Source organism: Rhodococcus sp. PBTS 1, assembly GCF_001620025.1.
Taxonomy (GTDB): Bacteria; Actinomycetota; Actinomycetes; order Mycobacteriales; family Mycobacteriaceae; genus Rhodococcoides; species Rhodococcoides kroppenstedtii.
The window spans coordinates 2,998,105-3,015,535 of the sequence record NZ_CP015219.1 but is presented as its reverse complement, the minus strand read 5'-3'; the positions used below and the strand labels follow the sequence as shown (position 1 = coordinate 3,015,535).

Below are 17,431 nucleotides of genomic sequence, written 5' to 3'. Positions count from 1 at the left end.
TATTCACCGGAATCTCCGCGCGAGCGGCGGGCGAATACCAGGTAGCTACCCGGCCCCCGAGCCCTCGGTCCGTCCAGACCGAGACCCGGTGCGCGTCTTCTCGCAAGATGCCCACCCGGTACGGCTCGGGGGCCGCTTCCTGTTCGGGCTCGCCCGGGCTGTGCCCGGTCATCGCAGACCGAGCAATCGCCTCCGTCCGGTGCGTGCGTGTGTCACGCTCGTCTCATGAGCGCCGACGAGCAGCAGACCCGGGAGAACAGCACCGAGAAGACCGACGAGACGGTGGGACCCGAACTCTCACAGGAGGATCTGGACAGGGCCGGGGAGAAGATGGACGGCCTCAACGAGCGCTACGAGACCGGGGCGCGCAAGACCGTCACGCTCCCGGGGACCGACGGCACGGTGTCGGGCACCGCCTTCGCGGACATGGTCGACGAGGACGGGAAGATCGAGAACGAGAGCACCGAGCAGACCGACACCGAGCAGGCCGACGCCGAAGACGGTCAGCCCGCGTAGCGCTCCAGGCGCGCGGACAGCCGGGGAGAGAGGTCGCCGTCGGGTCCGACGCGCTCCTCGACGTAGGCGAGATCGCCGCCCTCGACGATGCCGTAGAGCCGCTTGGCTCCGCCCACCAACGCGGCGGACGTACTGCGGATCACGACGTCGGTGGCCAGCTCCCAGGACGACTGGTTCCGGGCGTGGCCGTAGTAGAGCTCGACCACACCCGAGGAGTGGGTGAGCAGCAGTTCGAGTGTCTCGGGGTTCTCGGCGCCCGCGGCGTCGCTGCCGCTGACGCGCCAGAAGCCGGACTCGCGCAGATCGGGGGCCGCGTAGGCGCCGTCGTCGGTCACCCGCCAGCTCCGGGATTCCCAGACGAGGTACGGGCCGCCGTCGTGGCTCACGACGACCTGCTGACCGAACCGGTAGTCACCCTGCTCGTCATGGCCCTCGCCCTCGCCGCGCCACACCCCGACCAGCGGAAGCAGCGCCAGCATCGCCGGCGAGATGTCCTCGCCCAGGCGCAGGTTCGCCGTATCGGCGGGCGCGGGCAGGTCCGGAAGCGACGGGATGTTGCGCGTCGCGGTCTGCTTGGCGCGCTCCTCGGCGCGAGCGACTGCCTCGTCGCCGCTCAGCCGGTCACTCACGACTCGTCGGTGACCAAGCGGTAGACGACGTAGAGCGAGAACCAGGCGATGAGGATCGACGCCAGTACCAGGAGTACCTCGAAGAAGATGACCACGGTCCCAGTGTAGACACCCACGGCCGTACGGCCCGGCCGAGGTCGGTCGCGGGGCTCGTTTCCCTGATCGGCCGGATCGAACCTCGAGTCGTGAACCTTGTGTCATCTGACAAATCGGCTCGCATCCGTCGCCCCTGCATCTCTCATAGGGTTCGAACCGATCGGGCGCTGCGCCCGGCCGCGGGCCCGTTCGCGCCCGAGGTGTATCCCGGAAAGGACGATCGGTTTCGATGCGCGTGACGAGGACGTGGTGGACGGCGGCGGGACGACGGACGGGGGTCGTCGCCGCGACGCTGCTGCTGTCGGCGGGGGGCGCGACGGCGCTCGCGGCACCGATCACGCCGTCCGACCCCCTGGGTCTCGGGGACGATCCGGTGGAGTCGATCCTCGACGTCTTCGGGGCTGGGACGAAGATCGACGTCGACCCCAACAACTACGCCCTCGACTGCCCGGACGTGCTCATCGTCGCCGTCACCGGAGCCACGGATTCCGAGTCGACCCGCAACCCGCTCGACGAGGTGGACCGGCTGCCGTGGTCGAACTGGACCGGCAACGTCACGGTCCCGACGGGCGAGGCCAACGCCGATCACCCGGGGCGCGTCGGCTGGGTCTACGTTCCCTACTCCTCGACCTACGGTGTCAGCCCCACCGAGATCGTGCCGACCTACCAGGAGTCGGTGCGCGAGGCTCTGGCCGGCACCAACCGGTTCCTGGAGGAGAACAAGGCGAAGTGCGGCAGTTCCACCAAGTTCGTCCTGCTCGGCTACAGCGTGGGCGCGGAAGTGATGGAGCGGCTCGCCGTCGACATCGGCTCCCGCCCCGCCACCGCTTCGGTGACCAGTGACGACATCGCGGGCGTCGCCTTGGTCGGTGATCCCTACCGGCCGGCCGGAACGCCGTCGCTCGGGCAGCCGGGACCGTCCGGCGGCGGCTTCATGTCGTCGGAGCCCAAGGACTACGGCACTCTCACGCCGAAGATGAAGTGGTTCTGCCGGCCGGGCGACATCGCCTGCGACGCTCCGCTGCGGCTCGGCATCCTTCCGCTGGCGGCGAACGTCTTCGGGCAGATGCACTTCACCTTCGCGGCGCCCGGTCTGCTGCTCACGGACTTCGCGGCCGCGGCGTCCGACCTCGCGGCACGCACCATCGCCCACGTGTTCACCGATCCGGACTTCGCCACCTCGGACGAGTCGGTCCTCGACGTGATGCTCCGCGTGTCCGATCGGACGGAGGACACCAGCCCGACACCACCGTTGCCGTCGCCGCAGGAGGTGTCCGACGCCGTGCAGTGGGCGCTCGGTCCCGGCCGCCCGATCGTCGAGGCCAAGCTGGCCGCCGAGGCGGAGGGATTCGCCGAGGACAACGCCGACATCCCGCAGCTGTGGGAGAAGCCGTACCTCGAACTGGGGTTCGTCCAGCACCTCTACTACTGGGACAACTTCCCCGACAACGGCCGTGACTGGGAGAGCGAGCGCATGATCCGCTGGATCACCGACCTCGCCCGCGAGCAGAGCGAGGCCCCGCCCGCTCCCGCCGCGCCCGCAGAATCCGCTGCGCCGTCGGAATCCGGTGCGCCGCGGGTGATCCCGCCCGTCAACCCGGGTTACCTCGCGCCGCCGGCGCCGGAGCAGGAATCGATCCCGACGACGTTCGACGAGATCCTGAAGTCGCTCGGCATCCCGGCGGAGCCGGGTAAATAGCGCCGACCCGGGAAGCACAGCAGCCCCGCCCCGATCGTTCGGGGCGGGGCTGCTGTGTTGGTGAAGCTGCCGCGTTGGTGAAGCTGCCGTGACGGTCGAGCTACTTGGCGACGAGCACGTCGGCGCTGTGCACGCCGGCGGACTCGGGCGCGATGGTGGCCGTGCCGTTGCCGGTGGAGGACAGTGCACGCAGGGTCCACGTGCCGGGGGCGGCGAAGAAGCGGAAGTCGCCGGTTCCGGAGGCGACCACCTCGGCGGTGAATTCACCGGACTCGTCGAGCAGGCGCACGTACGCGCCGCCGACGGGCTGCTGGTCCTCGGCCGAGAGGACGCGACCGACGATCACGGTCTCCTTCTCGACGTCGACTCCGGCGGGCAGGGTCTGTCCCTGGACGGGTGCTCCGCACATGGTCAGCGCACCTCCAGCTCGATGGGGGCGCCGACGAGGGAGCCGTACTCGACCCAGCTGCCGTCGTAGTTCTTCACATCCTGCTTGCCGAGCAGCTCCTTGAGCACGAACCAGGTGTGGCTGGAGCGCTCGCCGATGCGGCAGTAGGCGATGGTCGCCTTCTCGTCGTCGTAGCCCTTCTCCTTGTACAGCGCCTCGAGGGCATCGTCGTCCTTGAAGGTGCCGTCCTCGTTGGCGGTGGTGCTCCACGGGATGTTGATGGCGGTGGGGACGTGGCCGCGCTGCTGCGCCTGCTCCTGCGGAAGGTGCGCGGGGGCGAGGATCTTGCCGGAGAACTCGTCGGGGGAGCGCACGTCGACGAGGTTCTTGGTCCCGATGGCGTCGATGACCTCGTCGCGGAACGCGCGGATGGACAGGTCCGGGGTCTGCGCCTCGTACTGGGTGCGCTCGCGCTCCACGGTGTCCTTGGACAGCGGCCGGCCGTCGAGCTCCCACTTCTTGCGGCCGCCGTCGATGAGCTTGACGTCCTGGTGGCCGTAGAGCTTGAAGTACCAGTAGGCGTACGCGGCGAACCAGTTGTTGTTGCCGCCGTAGAGGATCACGGTGTCGTCGTTGGCAATGCCGCGCTCGGAGAGCAGATCGGAGAACTGCTCCTGGTTGAGGAAGTCACGCCGGACCGGGTCCTGCAGATCCTTCTTCCAGTCGAGGCGCACGGCGCCCTCGAGGTGACCGCCGTCGTAGGCGCTGGTGTCCTCGTCGACCTCGACGAACACGGTCTTCGGGGCGTTCAGGTTCTGCTCGGCCCAGTCGGCAGAGACCAGGACGTCGGAGCGGGCCATGGTTTTCCTTTCGGTGATGCGGTCGGTGCTCGGGAGGTGGAGTCGGGTCAGGAGGGAACAGCGGTGGTGCGCGCCGGGAGGAGCCGGCTCGCGAGCGGGTAGAGCTTGCAGCCCAGGCAGACGCCGAAGGCGGCGTTGAGGATGGCCGCGACCAGGGCGAAGCCGGTGGCGACGTAGCCGAGAGCCGGGACGCCGACCGCGTAACCGACGGTGCCGACGGCGGCGAACACGAACCCGACGGCCTGCGCGAACTTCAGCGGCGGGACCGGCTCGGTCTCGGTCACGGGACCGAGCCGGGGGGCCACGAGGGTGCGATGCACGACGCCGTAGGGGTGCCCGGCGGGGCCGCGGAGCGCGCCGATCGCGAAGACGACGGCCTGGACGCCGAGGAGAACGGCCGCGGCGACGGTGCTCCCGCCGGCGAGGAGGAGGACGACGGCCAGCACCGCGGTGGTGACCCACGCGACGGTACGGGGACCGCGCACGTCGACGCGGGGGACGGAACGGGACGACTCCAGTCGGGTCGAGTCGGGGTGATGAAGAGACACTGCGGGATGCTCCTGCGGGATGGGCTGCGAACCGGGAGGGGACACACGGCCGTGCGGCGGGGTGTCGGGATGCTCGTCCCCGGGACACCGAGGCCGTCGCGGGAGGGGCCCGATCGGGGCGCGTCGCACGCGAGTGCGGTCGGCGGGGAGAGCCGGTGATTCAGCGGCAGCGGCAGCAACAGCCGCCGAGGCGGCACAGATCCACTGTGCGGCGTCGGGTGAGCAGAAGCTCGCGGCTGGCGATCACGGCGCCCATCGTACGCACGTCCGCGCCGTCCCGGCAGTGCGGGTGGTGACCACCGTCTCTCGGTCAGTCCCGCTCGGGCGCCGCGGCGGCCAGGACGGCGGCCCGCAGATCGGCCGAGCCGGGCACGCCGGACGCGCGGAAGCGCTCGCGCAGGTTCGCATCCAGCACGACGGTGGTGGGCAGGGACATGACGCGAAAATCGCGGGCCAGGGCGGGGTCGTCCTCCATGTCGACCTCGACGTCGCGGACGCGGTGGCCGTCGTCGGTGAGGGCCTGCACGCTCGCGGCCACCACGCGGCGCACCGCGCTGCAGGGTCCGCACCAGTCGGCGGAGAAGTGCAGCACGGTCACCGACCCCTCGGCGGCACCGGCGGCGGTCAGGGCCCGCCGACGGGCGTCGTCCGGCCCGGCGCCTCGGCCCGCGCGGACGGCCCCGTCGCGTCGCCGGACGATCAGCCCGATCAGCACGGCGATCGCGACGACCGCGAGGAGCACCAGGATCCCGGTCACGAGGTCCCGATCTCGCTGAGGTCGACCGTCACGTCGTCGGCCTCGCCCTCGACGACGATCTGTCCGCCCTCGGCTCGCACCTCGGTGGGGCGCAGACCGAAGGGAAGCTGCTGTGTGTCGATGGTGCGCGTGAACAGACCGAGCACGGCCGGTTTCAGGAAGTCGGGAACGGTGTAGTCCGCCCGGCCCTCCGGGCCGAAGTACAGATCGGTTGCGACGATCGACACACCGTCGCCGTCGAGCAGGAGTTCGGCGGTCACGCTGACGGCGGTGTCGATCGGTCCGACCGGGACGGTGCCGGAGAGGACCACCGCGCCCGCCGTGGTCTCGCCGGATCCGCCCGAGCCGCCCGTGCCGTCGGAGCGGTCGGCGGGCGGTGCCGAGACCTGCAGATCGGGGATGTCCAGGAAGCGACCGAGGTCGGTGGCGTCGATCCGAACGCGGGCGTCGAGTTCGCCCACGGGCACGGTGCGCACGGCGCCGTCGACCAGGTCGGACGGCGGAATGCGCACGTCACGCAGGGTGGCCTCGATCGTGGTCTTCTCGACGTACGGCGTCGGGACCTCGCGGGCGCGGATCTCCACGCGGGAGTACCGGCCGTCGGCGAACTGCGTGAGGAACGGGAAACCGTGCACGGTGACGTCGGGATCGGACACGAGATCGCCGCCGTCGCGCAGCGCCCGGGAGACGCGGTACTCGGCGTAGGCCGCGGCGCCGAAATCGACGGCCAGGAGAACGGCCACCAGGGCGACGAGCCCGACGATCAGTTTGCGCACTGCGGTCCTTCCTCTTCGGCCGTGCACCCGTCCGGCTCGGTCGGGCGGGGCTGCCGTGACCCGGCATCGCCCGTGCCACAGGCTAGTCTGTCCCTCGGCGCACACACCGGGAGAGGAGGGCCGCATGGAGCTGTTGCTGCTGACCTCCGACGCGAACCCGGATTCGGTGCTGCCCTCCCTGTCCCTGCTCGCCCATCACGTCCGCCCCGTGCCGGCCGACGTGTCGTCGCTGCTCGAGGCGGGCAACGCGGATGTCGCGGTGGTCGACGCCCGGACCGACCTCGCGGCGGCGCGCGGCCTCTGCCGTCTGCTCGGGGCGGCCGGATCTTCCGTTCCCGTGGTGGCCGTGCTCACCGAGGGCGGGCTCGTGGCCGTCAACTCCGAGTGGGGTGTGGACGACATCCTGCTGCCCACCACGGGTCCCGCCGAGCTCGACGCGCGGTTGCGGCTGTCGGCCGGTCGGCACGGCGGCGTGGCGGACACGGAGGCGACCGGCAGGATCACCCTCGGCGAGCTGGTGATCGACGAGGGCACCTACACGGCCCGACTGCGGGGACGGCCGCTCGACCTGACCTACAAGGAGTTCGAGCTCCTCAAGTACCTGGCCCAGCACGCCGGCCGTGTCTTCACGCGCGCTCAGCTGCTGCAGGAGGTCTGGGGATACGACTTCTTCGGCGGCACCCGCACCGTCGACGTGCACGTGCGACGGCTGCGCGCCAAGCTCGGCTCGGAGTACGAGTCGCTCATCGGCACGGTCCGCAACGTCGGCTACAAGGCGGTGCGGCCGTCGGCCCGCAAGGGCGGCGCCGACCCGGCGGACGACGACGGCACCGATGCTGTCGCCGACGACGATCTCGCGGGTTCCGACGAATCCCGCACCGACGCCCGCACCGACCCCCGGAACGAGCTGCTCACGTGACCGTCGCCCTGGCCGACCGACGCCCCACCGACGACGAGCGTGCCGCGATCCGCGACGCGATCGGGCGCGCGACGGCCGTGGACGGCACCGCCCCGCTCTCCGAGCAGGCCGTGCGGGCACTGGACGGCCGAGGCGACGACCGCCACGTGATCGCCGTCCGGGACGACGTGCCGGTCGGGTACGCCGTCGTCGCCCCGGCGACCGACTCGGCGCCGCAGATCGCCGAACTGGTCGTCCACCCCGATCACCGGGGTCACGGCGTCGGGACCCGCCTGGTCGACCACGTCCTGGACGGCCCGGCGGCGCGGGTGTGGGCGCACGGTGACCTGCCCGCGGCGCAGCGCGTCGCCGAGCGGCTCGATCTCGTGGTCGCGCGGGAGTTGCTGCAGATGCGTCGCCCGTCCACCGAGGCGCTGCCGGAGCCGACGACGCCCGAGGGCATCGTCGTGCGGACCTACCGCCCCGGTGACGACGCCGAGATCCTGCGGGTCAACAACGCCGCGTTCTCCTGGCACCCGGAGCAGGGCGGGTGGACTCAGGAGGACATCGACGAGCGCAAGGCCGAGTCGTGGTTCGACCCGGCCGGACTGTTCGTCGCCACCCCGGCGGACGACGACACCCGGCTGCTCGGGTTCCACTGGACCAAGGTGCATCCGCCGGAGGGGTCCGACCCGGCGCTCGGCGAGGTGTACGTCGTGGGGATCGACCCGGCCGAGCAGGGCAGGGGACTCGGGCGGGTGTTGACGCTCGCCGGTGTTCGCCACCTCGTCGACGCGGGTCTGCCCGCGGTGCTGCTCTACGTCGAGGCCGACAACGCCGCGGCCGTGCACACCTACGATCGGCTCGGCTTCACCCGCTTCCACACGGACACCGCGTACGCCCGTCGCTGAGACGGAGATCGCACCCGGAATCGGGCTCGACGTCCGCCTGTTCACCTTCCGTTCACATGCGCGCGGGAATTCGTCCACGCAGGCCCCTTACCTTTCGCGTCGGGCAGCGCGTGTTGTCCGTTGCGGTCACGTCACCGCATCTCTCGCGCCCGCCGGTCGACAACCGACCGCAGCGGGCTGGTCTTGGAGGAGACAGGTGAAGCTCGAGCGCAGCATTGCCCTTCTGGGTGTCCTGGCCGCCGGCGGCATGACGCTGGCCGCATGTGGCAGCGACGCGAACGTCGAGGCCGCCGGCGGCAGCGAGTCCGCGGCGACCTGTGAGGGCAAGAGTCCGATCACCGGTGAGGGTTCGTCGGCCCAGCAGAACGCGATGTCCAACTTCACCTCGGTCTACTCGGGCGTCTGCGCCGGTCAGGCCGTGGAGTACACCGTCAGCGGTTCCGGCAACGGCCGGACCCAGTTCGTCGCCGGCCTGGTCGACTTCGCCGGCTCCGATTCCGCCATCAAGGAGCAGCAGGCCGCCGACGCCGCCACGCGCTGCGCCGGCAACCCCGCCTGGAACCTCCCGCTGGTCTTCGGCCCCGTCGCCGTCGCCTACACCCTCGACGGTGTGGACGATCTGGTGCTGACGCCGGATCTGGTCGCCCAGATCTTCACCGGCCGCATCACCACGTGGAACGATCCGGCGATCGCCGCGGTCAACGAGGGCGTGTCCCTGCCGTCCACGGCCATCACCCCGATCTACCGCTCCGATTCCTCGGGCACCAGCGACAATTTCCAGCGCTTCCTCTCCGACGCGGCGCCCGAGTCCTGGACCCTCGACCACAGCTCCGACTGGGCCGGTGGAGTCGGCGAAGGCGCCAACGGTTCGTCCGGTGTCGCCCAGGCCGCCGCCGCGACCCCGGGCTCGATCACCTACGTCGAGAAGGGCTTCGCCGACCAGGAGAACCTCGCCACCGCGCGCCTCGACTTCGGTTCCGGCCCCGTGGAGCTGAGCAGCGAGACCGCCGCACGTGCCATCGACGCCGTGACCTTCTCGGGCGAGGGCAACGACCTCGTGCTCGACACCGACGCGCTCTTCACCTCGAGCGAGGCCGATTCCTACCCGCTGGTGCTCGCCACCTACGAGATCGTGTGCTCGGCCGGTTACGACGCCGACACCTCGGCTGCGGTCAAGTCGTTCCTGCTCAGCGCCGCCAACGAGGGCCAGGAAGGCCTCGAGGAGGCCGGGTACGTGCCGCTGCCGGACGCCTTCAAGGAGCGTCTGGTGACCGCGATCAACGCCATTTCCTGACACACTGGTCGTCGCCTGCACCGTGCCCGACACCACGGATCACGGTGCAGGCGACGCCGTACCCCCACGACACGAGACTGTGAGCGGTATGAGCGACACTCATTCGATCAGCGACGTCACTCCGGCCACGTCGACCACGGCCGGCGTCGCTCGAAGGACGGAAGCGCCGACGCCAGTGCCCGACACCAAGAGCAACAAGACGGTCACCCGCCCGGGTGACCGTGTCTTCTCCACTCTGGCCACCGGCTCGGGTGTGTTCGTCATCGTTCTCATCGCGGCCATCGGCGCGTTCCTGCTGTGGCGGGCGATCCCCGCGCTGCAGAACAACACGGTCAACTTCTTCACCTACAACGGCCAGTGGTCGACGTCGGACACCTCGGCGATGCTGTTCGGTGTCCGTGACCTCTTCCTGGTCACCGCGACCGTGTCGATCGTCGCGCTCGTGTTGGCGATGCCCGTCGCTCTCGGCATCGCGATCTACCTCACCAACTACGCGCCGAAGCGTCTGGCCGGTCCGCTCGGATACGTCATCGACCTGCTCGCCGCGGTGCCGTCCATCGTGTTCGGCCTCTGGGGCCTCTACGTGTTGGCTCCGGCCATCTCGCCCGTCGCGGAGTGGTTGAACGAGAACCTGTCGTGGATCCCGCTGTTCGCCACCGGCTCCGTGTCCATCGCCGGTGGCGGCACCATCTTCACCGGCGCGATCGTCCTCGCCGTGATGATCCTGCCGATCATCGCCGCGGTGACCCGCGAGGTGTTCGTGCAGACCCCGAAGGGGCAGATCGAGGCCGCGCTCGCCCTGGGTGCCACCCGGTGGGAAGTGGTGCGCACCACGGTGATCCCGTTCGGCAAGTCCGGCTTCGTCAGTGGGTCGATGCTCGGCCTGGGCCGCGCGCTCGGCGAGACCATCGCGCTTTACATCATCATCCGCAGCACGCAGCAGACGTTCGGCTGGACGCTCTTCGACGGCGGTAACACCTTCGCCACCAAGATCGCCCTGGCCGCGGCGGAGTTCAACAACGAGCTGCAGGCCGGTGCGTACATCGCCGCCGGACTCGTGCTGTTCGTGTTGACCTTCCTCGTCAACGCCGGCGCCCGCGCCGCCATCGCCGGAAAGAAGGACTGACCGTGGCCGACACGAGCACAACCGGTGGAACCGCCACCATGGACCGGCCCGTCAAGGAACCGACCTTCCAGGGTGTGTCCGCCCGTCGCAAGGCGTCCGACGGCGCTGCGACGGTTCTGGTCTCCCTGGCCGTCCTGATCGCCCTCGTTCCGCTGGTGTGGGTGCTCTACACCGTCGTCTCGCGGGGGATCAGCGCCGTCGCCACGGCCGACTGGTGGACGTACTCGCAGGCCGGCGTCACGCCGTTCCGCGAGGGCGGCGGCGCGTACCACGCGATCGTCGGCACCCTGCTCCAGGGCCTGTTCTGCGCACTGATCTCCATCCCGATCGGCATCTTCGTGGCGATCTACCTGGTGGAGTACGGGCAGGGCACCCGCCTGGCCCGCGCGACCACCTTCATGGTCGACATCCTCACCGGCGTGCCGTCCATCGTGGCCGCGCTGTTCGTCTACGCGCTGTGGATCGCCACGTTCGGCTTCGACCGCTCCGGTCTGGCGGTGTCCCTCGCGCTCGTGCTCCTCATGATCCCGGTGATCGTGCGGTCCGCCGAGGAGATGTTGCGCATCGTGCCGCAGGACCTCCGTGAGGCCTCGTACGCCCTGGGGGTGCCCAAGTGGAAGACGATCGCCAAGATCGTGCTGCCGACGGCGCTCTCCGGCATCGTCACCGGCATCATGCTCGCGCTGGCGCGCGTGATGGGGGAGACGGCGCCGGTCCTGATCCTGGTGGGATCGGCCACCGCCATCAACTTCAACCTGTTCGCCGGGCCGCAGACCTCGCTGCCGCTCATGATGGTCGACCTGCAGAAGGCCGGTACGGCCGCGCTCACCAGCGAGCGGATGTGGGGCGCTGCACTCACCCTCATCCTCATCGTCGCGGTGCTCAACATCGGCGCGAAGCTGGTCTCCCGCTTCTTCGCCCCCAAGAGTTTCTGACCGAAGGACTTCGTCATGGCCAAACGTCTCGATCTCGACAACGTCAATATCTACTACGGCAAGTTCCACGCCGTGTCGAACGTGACGCTGTCCGTTCCGCCGCGCAGTGTGACGGCCTTCATCGGTCCGTCCGGTTGCGGCAAGTCGACCGTGCTGCGGTCCCTCAACCGCATGCACGAGGTGACTCCGGGTGCCCGCGTCGAGGGCTCGGTGAAGCTCGACGGCGAGGACATCTACGGCGCGGGCGTGGACCCGGTCGGCGTCCGCCGCACCATCGGCATGGTGTTCCAGCGCCCGAACCCGTTCCCCACCATGTCGATCCGCGACAACGTGGTGGCCGGGCTCAAGCTGCAGGGTGGCCGGAGCAAGAAGGAACTCGACGAGATCGCCGAGAACTCCCTCAAGGGCGCGAACCTCTGGAACGAGGTCAAGGACCGGCTCGACAAGCCGGGCGGCGGCCTCTCCGGCGGTCAGCAGCAGCGTCTGTGCATCGCGCGCGCGATCGCCGTGCAGCCGGACGTCCTGCTGATGGACGAGCCCTGCTCGGCGCTCGATCCCATCTCGACCCTCGCGATCGAGGATTTGATCGGTGAGCTCAAGAAGGACTTCACCATCGTGATCGTCACGCACAACATGCAGCAGGCGGCCCGCGTCAGCGACCAGACCGGGTTCTTCAACCTCGAGGCCACCGGCAAGCCCGGCAACCTCATCGAGATCGACGACACCGAGAAGATCTTCTCCAACCCCTCGAAGAAGGCCACGGAGGACTACATCTCCGGCCGCTTCGGCTAGACACTCGACGACGAAGGGCGCCCCTCTCGCGAGGGGCGCCCTTTCTCGTGCTCGTGGCGGCCGGCGAACCGGCGGGCCCGGCCCGGACGAGCCGGACCGGGTGGGTGACCTAGCCCACGTGCTGCGCCGGCGGCGTCGGCATGTCGGAGGGCAGTTCACCGGTGACGAGGAAGATCACGCGACGACCGACTTCCACGGCGTGGTCGGCGAAACGCTCGTAGAACCGGCCGAGCAGCGTCACGTCGACGGCCGCGGCCACGCCGTGCTTCCACTCACGGTCCATCAGGACGCTGAAGAGGTGCCGGTGCAGATCGTCCATCGCCTCGTCCTCCTCGCGGAGCTTCGCGGCCCGCTCGGGGTCGCGCGTCTCGAGGACCTCGCGCGCCGACGCGCCGAGCGCGACGGCGATGCGTCCCATCTCGGCGAAGTAACCGTTGACCTCTTCGGGGAGGGCGTGCGCCGGGTGGCGACGACGGGCGATCTTCGCGACGTGGAGGGCGAGTGCACCCATGCGGTCGATGTCCGCGACGATCTGGATGCCGGACACCACGGACCGGAGATCGCCGGCGACGGGGGCCTGCAGGGCCAGCAGCGCGAACGCGCGCTCCTCGGCCTGGGCGCTGAGATCGGTGATGCGCTCGTGGTCGCCGATCACCTGTTCGGCGATGCGGAGATCGGCCTGGAGGAGGGACTGCGTGGCCCGCTCCATGGCCTGACCGGCGAGCCCGGCCATCTCGCCGAGCAGGTCGGCGAGCTCGGTCATCTGTTCGTTGTAAGCCACGCGCATGGTCCGATTCTAGGCCCGGGTGATGATCGGGCCGGGATGCAGGCGGTGAACGGCGGGTGAATGCCGCGCAGCCGACTACATGCAGGTCGCGTCGGCGGCGTTGGTGACCGTGAGGTCGCTCGGCAGCGCCACGTCGGTGGGGGCGCCGTCGACGGCCGTGTCGAAGGTCGGCAGCGTCTCGCCGACCGGGGTGGGCGCGGTCACGGTGCCGGCGTCGGCGCCGCCGAGGATCACCTCGACGATGCCGCCGAGCGACGTCGTCTCCTGCAGGACGGCACCGGGAAGAGCGCTCGCAACCGTCGCGGCCTCCGCGATCGAGCCCGGTCCGTAGCGCACCACCGTCGGGCCGGTCGTCGTGGCGTCGGCGTTGCCCGTGCCCACGATCTGGAAGCCGTATGCCGCGAGCGAGTCCGCCGTGGTAGCCGCGAGCCCGCCGACCTCGGAGCCGTTGGACACCTGCACGGACACCGCGGTGGGATCGAGGGAGACCTGCGGCGTCGTGGCGACGGCGCGGGTGTCCGTCGAATCCGGAGTCGTCGGAGCGGTCTCGGGTGCGCGCTGTTCACCCGGCAGCGGCTGATCGTCGATGATCGCGCGGAAGATGGCGTCGATGTCGTCGGTCCGCGGAATCTCGTTGCCGTAGTACGTGGTGCCGGCCGTCGGAACGGTGAGGAACGTGACCGCCCCTGCGTCGACCCCGCGCAGAGACTTGCCGAGCGTGAGCAGGTCCGCCGTCTTCACGTTCTCGACGAAGGTGTCACGCGTGAACGCGGTGACGAACCCGTTGAGCTTGCCCGGATCGAACAGCACGCGGTTGCTCAGCACCGAGCGGAGCAGCGACGACAGGAAGACCTGCTGACGCTTGATGCGGCCGTAATCGCCCGTCCCCTCGGCCTCGACCTTCCGGGCACGGACGTAGTTCAGCGCGGTGCGCCCGTCCACCCGCTGCTCGCCGGTCGTGGCGAGGATGGTGCCGAGCTCGTCGTCGATCAGCGGCTGCGTGGTGCACACGTCCACGCCGCCGACCTCGTCCACCATGGACTCGAAACCGGCGAAGTCGATGCCGACGAAGTGCCCGATGCGCAGACCGGACATCTTCTGAATGACCTTGACCAGGCACTTCGGGCCGCCGAGCGCGTAGGTCGCGTTCAGTTTGTCGCCGTCCGCCGCCGGATAGACCTCGTCGGTGTAGTCGCCGGTGGTCGAGTCCCAGGCCTGGCACTCCGGTCGCGTCACGTCGAGGTCGCGGGGGAACGACACCGCGACCACGCGGCTGCGATCGGCCGGAATGTTGATGAGGATCACGGTGTCGGACCGGGCGCCCTCGGCATCGAGCTCGGTGCCGGCGCCGACCTCACCGCTGGCACCGGCACGGGTGTCGGTGCCGACGATGAGATAGGTCTCGTCGCCGTACTGACCCGGCGCGTCGACGACGTCCGTCGACTCGGTGTCCAGCGCCGACACCTGGGCGAAGCCGCGGTCGGTGGCGCGCAGGTAGCCCCAGACGATGCCGGTGAGCAGCAGAGCGAGCACGGAGACCAAGGCGACGGACACGCGGCCGGCCAGCCGCATCCGCGCCCGCTTGCGGGCCTTCGACAGGGCGAGCCGGGTGAGGGCGGGCGGTGCGACGGTGCCCACCGCTTCGGGTCCCTTGCGCGGGGGCGCGGCGGCCGGAAGCACGACGGTGGGGTCGTCCTCGGTCGCCGATGCGGACCCGTTCTCGACCGGCGGTGCGGGAGTCGGGGTCGGCGCGGGTGGTGCCGGGGTGGGAGGCGGGGTGGTGGCGGGTGCGTCCTCGCCCGCACCGTCCCGACGGCGGGAGGTGATGCGGGCGACCTTGTCGACCAGTTCCGCGACGGACAGGCGGGCGTCCGCATCGTCGGTCGGGGCAGGGGTGTCGGCGGGGCCGTTTCGAGGAGTCGGCGCCGGGACGTCGGCACTCGCCTCGTCGTCGCGGGACGACTCCGGCGAGGAGTTCGTGCCGGACTCCGGATCGTGAAGCCGGGAGATCGGACGTTCCCACGGGGCACGTCGGCCGACGCCGGGTGCGCGCGTCTCGTCGTCGTCACCCACGCGTGCGGTCTCCCTCTCGTGCACCGACCGCAGGTCGCGCGATCGACGCAATCCTAGCGATCATCCGCCGGAGTGCATCAGATCGGCGCCCGCGGGGACGGCACAGTCCTCCGGGTCGTCCAGCCACCCGTCGGGCAGCGCGACCGACGAAGGCGAGCCCTGCCGTCCGCGGGGACCCTCGGCGTCCGGGGGGAATGGCACGGTGGGATCGAGCTGGTCGAGCAGACCGTCGAGCTCCACCAGCGTGGAGACGGTGGCCATCTTCTGCCGCAGATCCGAGCCCGCGGGGAAGCCCCGCATGTACCAGGCGACGTGCTTGCGCATCTCTCGCAGTCCGCGGTCCTCGCCGTGGTGGTCGGCGAGCAGTTCCGCGTGCCGACGCATGATGTCGGCGACTCGGCCGAGGGTCGGCGGCGTCGGGCGCTCCGTGCCGCGCAGCGCGGCGGACAGTTCGGCGAAGAGCCACGGACGACCGAGGCACCCCCGCCCGACGACGACGCCGTCGCACCCGGTCTCGGTCATCATCCGGGCGGCGTCGTCGGCGTGGAAGATGTCGCCGTTGCCGAGGACCGGCACGTCGCGCACGTGGTCCTTGAGCCGCGCGATCTCCGACCAGTCGGCCGTGCCGGAGTACCGCTGAGCGGCGGTCCGTGCGTGCAGGGCCACTGCGGCCGCGCCCTCGCCTGCCGCGATCCGTCCGGCGTCGAGGTGAGTGTGGTGCGCATCGTCGATGCCGATACGGAACTTGACCGTGACGGGGATGTCGGTGCCCTCGGTGGCGCGCACCGCCGCGGCGACGATGGCGCCGAACAGCGAGCGCTTGTACGGCAGGGCCGCGCCGCCGCCCTTGCGGGTCACTTTCGGCACGGGGCAGCCGAAGTTCATGTCGATGTGATCGGCCATGTCCTCGTCGACGATCATCTTCGCGGCGTCGTACGTGGTCTGCGGGTCGACGGTGTAGAGCTGCAGGGATCGCGGCGTCTCGGTGGGGCCGAACGTGGTCATGTGCAGCGTGGCGGGCTGACGTTCCACGAGTGCGCGCGCGGTGACCATCTCGCACACGTACAGCCCCGACGTCGACCCCGTCAGCTCGTCCTCGAGCTCGCGGCACAGGGTGCGGAACGCGACGTTGGTGACGCCGGCCATGGGGGCGAGGACCACCGGACTGCGCAGCGTCAACGAACCGATCTGCAAAGCCATGGGGACATCACGCACCAAACGCACTCGGGGGCCGACGGGGGAGTCGGCGTGTCGACAGAACGATGCCCGGCCGCCGTCGGACGGGGGCCGGGCATCACCGAGAATACGGGTCACGGGGCGGTCACGGCCAGTTCGGCCGAGACGACGCCCGGTGGCCGGAGGTCAGGAGGCCTGAGCGGCCTGCCGCTTCGCCGCCTCTCGAGAGAGCATGCGGTCGCGCTGCTCCTCGAACTTGAGCACCTGGCCCTCGAGCTTCTCGAGGAACGCCGCGAGCTCGTCGCGGGTCTGCTCGCCGGCGGCGCCGAAATCGGTGCGCTCGAAGATCTTCCACTTGCGCAGGACCGGCATGACCACGTCCTCGAGGTGCTGGCGCAAATCGTAGATGCCGTGCTTGGCCATGAGGACACCGTTGCGTCGGAAGTTCGGCATGCCCGCGCCGGGCATCACGAAGTTCTGCACGATGTCCGACACACCCTTCAGCGCCTGGTCGGGCGAGAGATCGAGCGCTGCCCCGCAGAGGTTGCGGTAGAAGATCATGTGCAGGTTCTCGTCCGCCGCGATGCGCTGGAGCATGCGGTCGGCGATGGGGTCGTTGCAGACCTTGCCGGTGTTGCGGTGGCTGACGCGGGTGGCGAGCTCCTGGAACGTGACGTAGGCGACCGAGTGCAGGAAGCCCATCTGGTCGCCGTTCTCCCCGGCGGGGGAGGCGAAGCCGTTGGTCATGTGCTCCATACGGGCGTTCTCGAGGGCGACGGGATCGACACCGCGAGTCACCACCAGGTAGTCGCGCATGACGATGCCGTGGCGGTTCTCCTCGGCCGTCCACCGGCCCACCCAGGTGCCCCACGCGCCGTCCTGCGAGAAGTTCTCCGCGATCTCGCGGTGGTACGAGGGCAGGTTGTCCTCGGTGAGCAGGTTCGTGATCATGGCGGCCTTGGCAACCTCGTCCAGCTGCGACTGCTCGGGCGACCAGTCCTCGCCGCCGAGCGCGGCGAAGTTACGCCCCTCGTCCCACGGGACGTAGTCGTGGGGGTGCCATTCCTTGGCCATGGAGAGGTGCCGGTTCAAGTTCTCCTCCGCAACCGGCTGCAACTCGCTGAGCAGCTCGAGTTGGGTCAGATCCCGTGCCATGCCAATCCTCCGTGT

Annotated in this window: 18 protein-coding genes; 8 read left to right on the top strand and 10 right to left on the bottom strand. The window is 70.1% G+C overall.

The annotated features are described in order from the left end of the window. Positions 1-225 precede the first annotated feature (225 nt). Positions 226-516, top strand: a complete 291-nt coding sequence (locus A3Q40_RS13775) for a hypothetical protein (protein ID WP_068102968.1) — start codon at positions 226-228, stop codon at positions 514-516. On the opposite strand, the gene A3Q40_RS13770 is transcribed toward A3Q40_RS13775, so the two are convergent. Beyond that, the gene (locus A3Q40_RS13770; protein ID WP_235606308.1) at positions 504-1,145 is read right to left on the bottom strand and encodes an FABP family protein; all 642 of its coding nucleotides are present in this window, start codon (positions 1,143-1,145) and stop codon (positions 504-506) included. The genes A3Q40_RS13775 and A3Q40_RS13770 overlap by 13 nt on opposite strands. Before the next feature lie 325 nt (positions 1,146-1,470). Between A3Q40_RS13770 and A3Q40_RS13765 the strand changes: the two genes are divergently transcribed. Continuing rightward, on the top strand, positions 1,471-2,940 hold the full coding sequence (locus tag A3Q40_RS13765) for a cutinase family protein (RefSeq protein WP_068102966.1): 1,470 nt from the start codon (positions 1,471-1,473) through the stop codon (positions 2,938-2,940). A 100-nt stretch (positions 2,941-3,040) separates the two neighbouring features. Here A3Q40_RS13765 and A3Q40_RS13760 read toward each other — a convergent pair whose 3' ends face one another. The 5 genes from A3Q40_RS13760 to A3Q40_RS13740 form a co-directional block, all read right to left on the bottom strand. Further along, the gene (locus A3Q40_RS13760; protein ID WP_068102964.1) at positions 3,041-3,349 is read right to left on the bottom strand and encodes a DUF1416 domain-containing protein; all 309 of its coding nucleotides are present in this window, start codon (positions 3,347-3,349) and stop codon (positions 3,041-3,043) included. A 2-nt stretch (positions 3,350-3,351) separates the two neighbouring features. Then, on the bottom strand, positions 3,352-4,188 hold the full coding sequence (locus A3Q40_RS13755) for a sulfurtransferase (RefSeq protein WP_068102961.1): 837 nt from the start codon (positions 4,186-4,188) through the stop codon (positions 3,352-3,354). Positions 4,189-4,235: 47 nt separating this feature from the next. Beyond that, positions 4,236-4,736: a DUF4395 domain-containing protein gene (locus A3Q40_RS13750; RefSeq protein ID WP_068102958.1), complete on the bottom strand. Its 501-nt coding sequence runs from the start codon at positions 4,734-4,736 to the stop codon at positions 4,236-4,238. A 310-nt stretch (positions 4,737-5,046) separates the two neighbouring features. Continuing rightward, a complete protein-coding gene (locus A3Q40_RS13745) occupies positions 5,047-5,493 on the bottom strand; it encodes a thioredoxin family protein (RefSeq protein WP_068102956.1) in 447 nt (148 codons plus the stop codon). Continuing rightward, a complete protein-coding gene (locus tag A3Q40_RS13740) occupies positions 5,490-6,269 on the bottom strand; it encodes an LmeA family phospholipid-binding protein (protein ID WP_068102955.1) in 780 nt (259 codons plus the stop codon). The genes A3Q40_RS13745 and A3Q40_RS13740 overlap by 4 nt, the downstream gene beginning before the upstream one ends. A 124-nt stretch (positions 6,270-6,393) precedes the next feature. On the opposite strand from A3Q40_RS13740, the gene A3Q40_RS13735 reads away from it, so the two are divergent. The 6 genes from A3Q40_RS13735 (at position 6,394) to pstB (ending at position 12,225) form a co-directional block, all read left to right on the top strand. After that, positions 6,394-7,188: a winged helix-turn-helix transcriptional regulator gene (locus A3Q40_RS13735; protein WP_068102953.1), complete on the top strand. Its 795-nt coding sequence runs from the start codon at positions 6,394-6,396 to the stop codon at positions 7,186-7,188. An 8-nt stretch (positions 7,189-7,196) separates the two neighbouring features. After that, positions 7,197-8,078 (top strand): mycothiol synthase, encoded by an 882-nt coding sequence (gene mshD, locus A3Q40_RS13730; RefSeq protein ID WP_068106251.1) that lies wholly within the window; start codon positions 7,197-7,199, stop codon positions 8,076-8,078. A 196-nt stretch (positions 8,079-8,274) separates the two neighbouring features. Further along, entirely contained in the window at positions 8,275-9,372 is a 1,098-nt protein-coding gene (pstS, locus tag A3Q40_RS13725; RefSeq protein WP_068102952.1) for a phosphate ABC transporter substrate-binding protein PstS, read from the top strand. Positions 9,373-9,460: 88 nt separating this feature from the next. Continuing rightward, entirely contained in the window at positions 9,461-10,498 is a 1,038-nt protein-coding gene (gene pstC, locus A3Q40_RS13720) for a phosphate ABC transporter permease subunit PstC (RefSeq protein WP_068102949.1), read from the top strand. Between the two features lie 38 nt (positions 10,499-10,536). Next, on the top strand, positions 10,537-11,433 hold the full coding sequence (pstA, locus tag A3Q40_RS13715) for a phosphate ABC transporter permease PstA (protein ID WP_068102948.1): 897 nt from the start codon (positions 10,537-10,539) through the stop codon (positions 11,431-11,433). 15 nt (positions 11,434-11,448) lie between these two features. Then, a complete protein-coding gene (pstB, locus tag A3Q40_RS13710; RefSeq protein WP_068102946.1) occupies positions 11,449-12,225 on the top strand; it encodes a phosphate ABC transporter ATP-binding protein PstB in 777 nt (258 codons plus the stop codon). A 109-nt stretch (positions 12,226-12,334) separates the two neighbouring features. On the opposite strand, the gene phoU is transcribed toward pstB, so the two are convergent. The 4 genes from phoU to A3Q40_RS13690 form a co-directional block, all read right to left on the bottom strand. Beyond that, entirely contained in the window at positions 12,335-13,012 is a 678-nt protein-coding gene (gene phoU, locus A3Q40_RS13705) for a phosphate signaling complex protein PhoU (protein WP_068102944.1), read from the bottom strand. A 75-nt stretch (positions 13,013-13,087) separates the two neighbouring features. After that, positions 13,088-15,085 (bottom strand): LCP family protein, encoded by a 1,998-nt coding sequence (locus tag A3Q40_RS13700; RefSeq protein WP_068106250.1) that lies wholly within the window; start codon positions 15,083-15,085, stop codon positions 13,088-13,090. Positions 15,086-15,145: 60 nt separating this feature from the next. Continuing rightward, positions 15,146-16,285: a tRNA dihydrouridine synthase DusB gene (gene dusB, locus A3Q40_RS13695; protein ID WP_068102942.1), complete on the bottom strand. Its 1,140-nt coding sequence runs from the start codon at positions 16,283-16,285 to the stop codon at positions 15,146-15,148. Between the two features lie 162 nt (positions 16,286-16,447). Continuing rightward, positions 16,448-17,416, bottom strand: a complete 969-nt coding sequence (locus A3Q40_RS13690) for an acyl-ACP desaturase (RefSeq protein WP_068102941.1) — start codon at positions 17,414-17,416, stop codon at positions 16,448-16,450. Positions 17,417-17,431 lie beyond the last annotated feature (15 nt).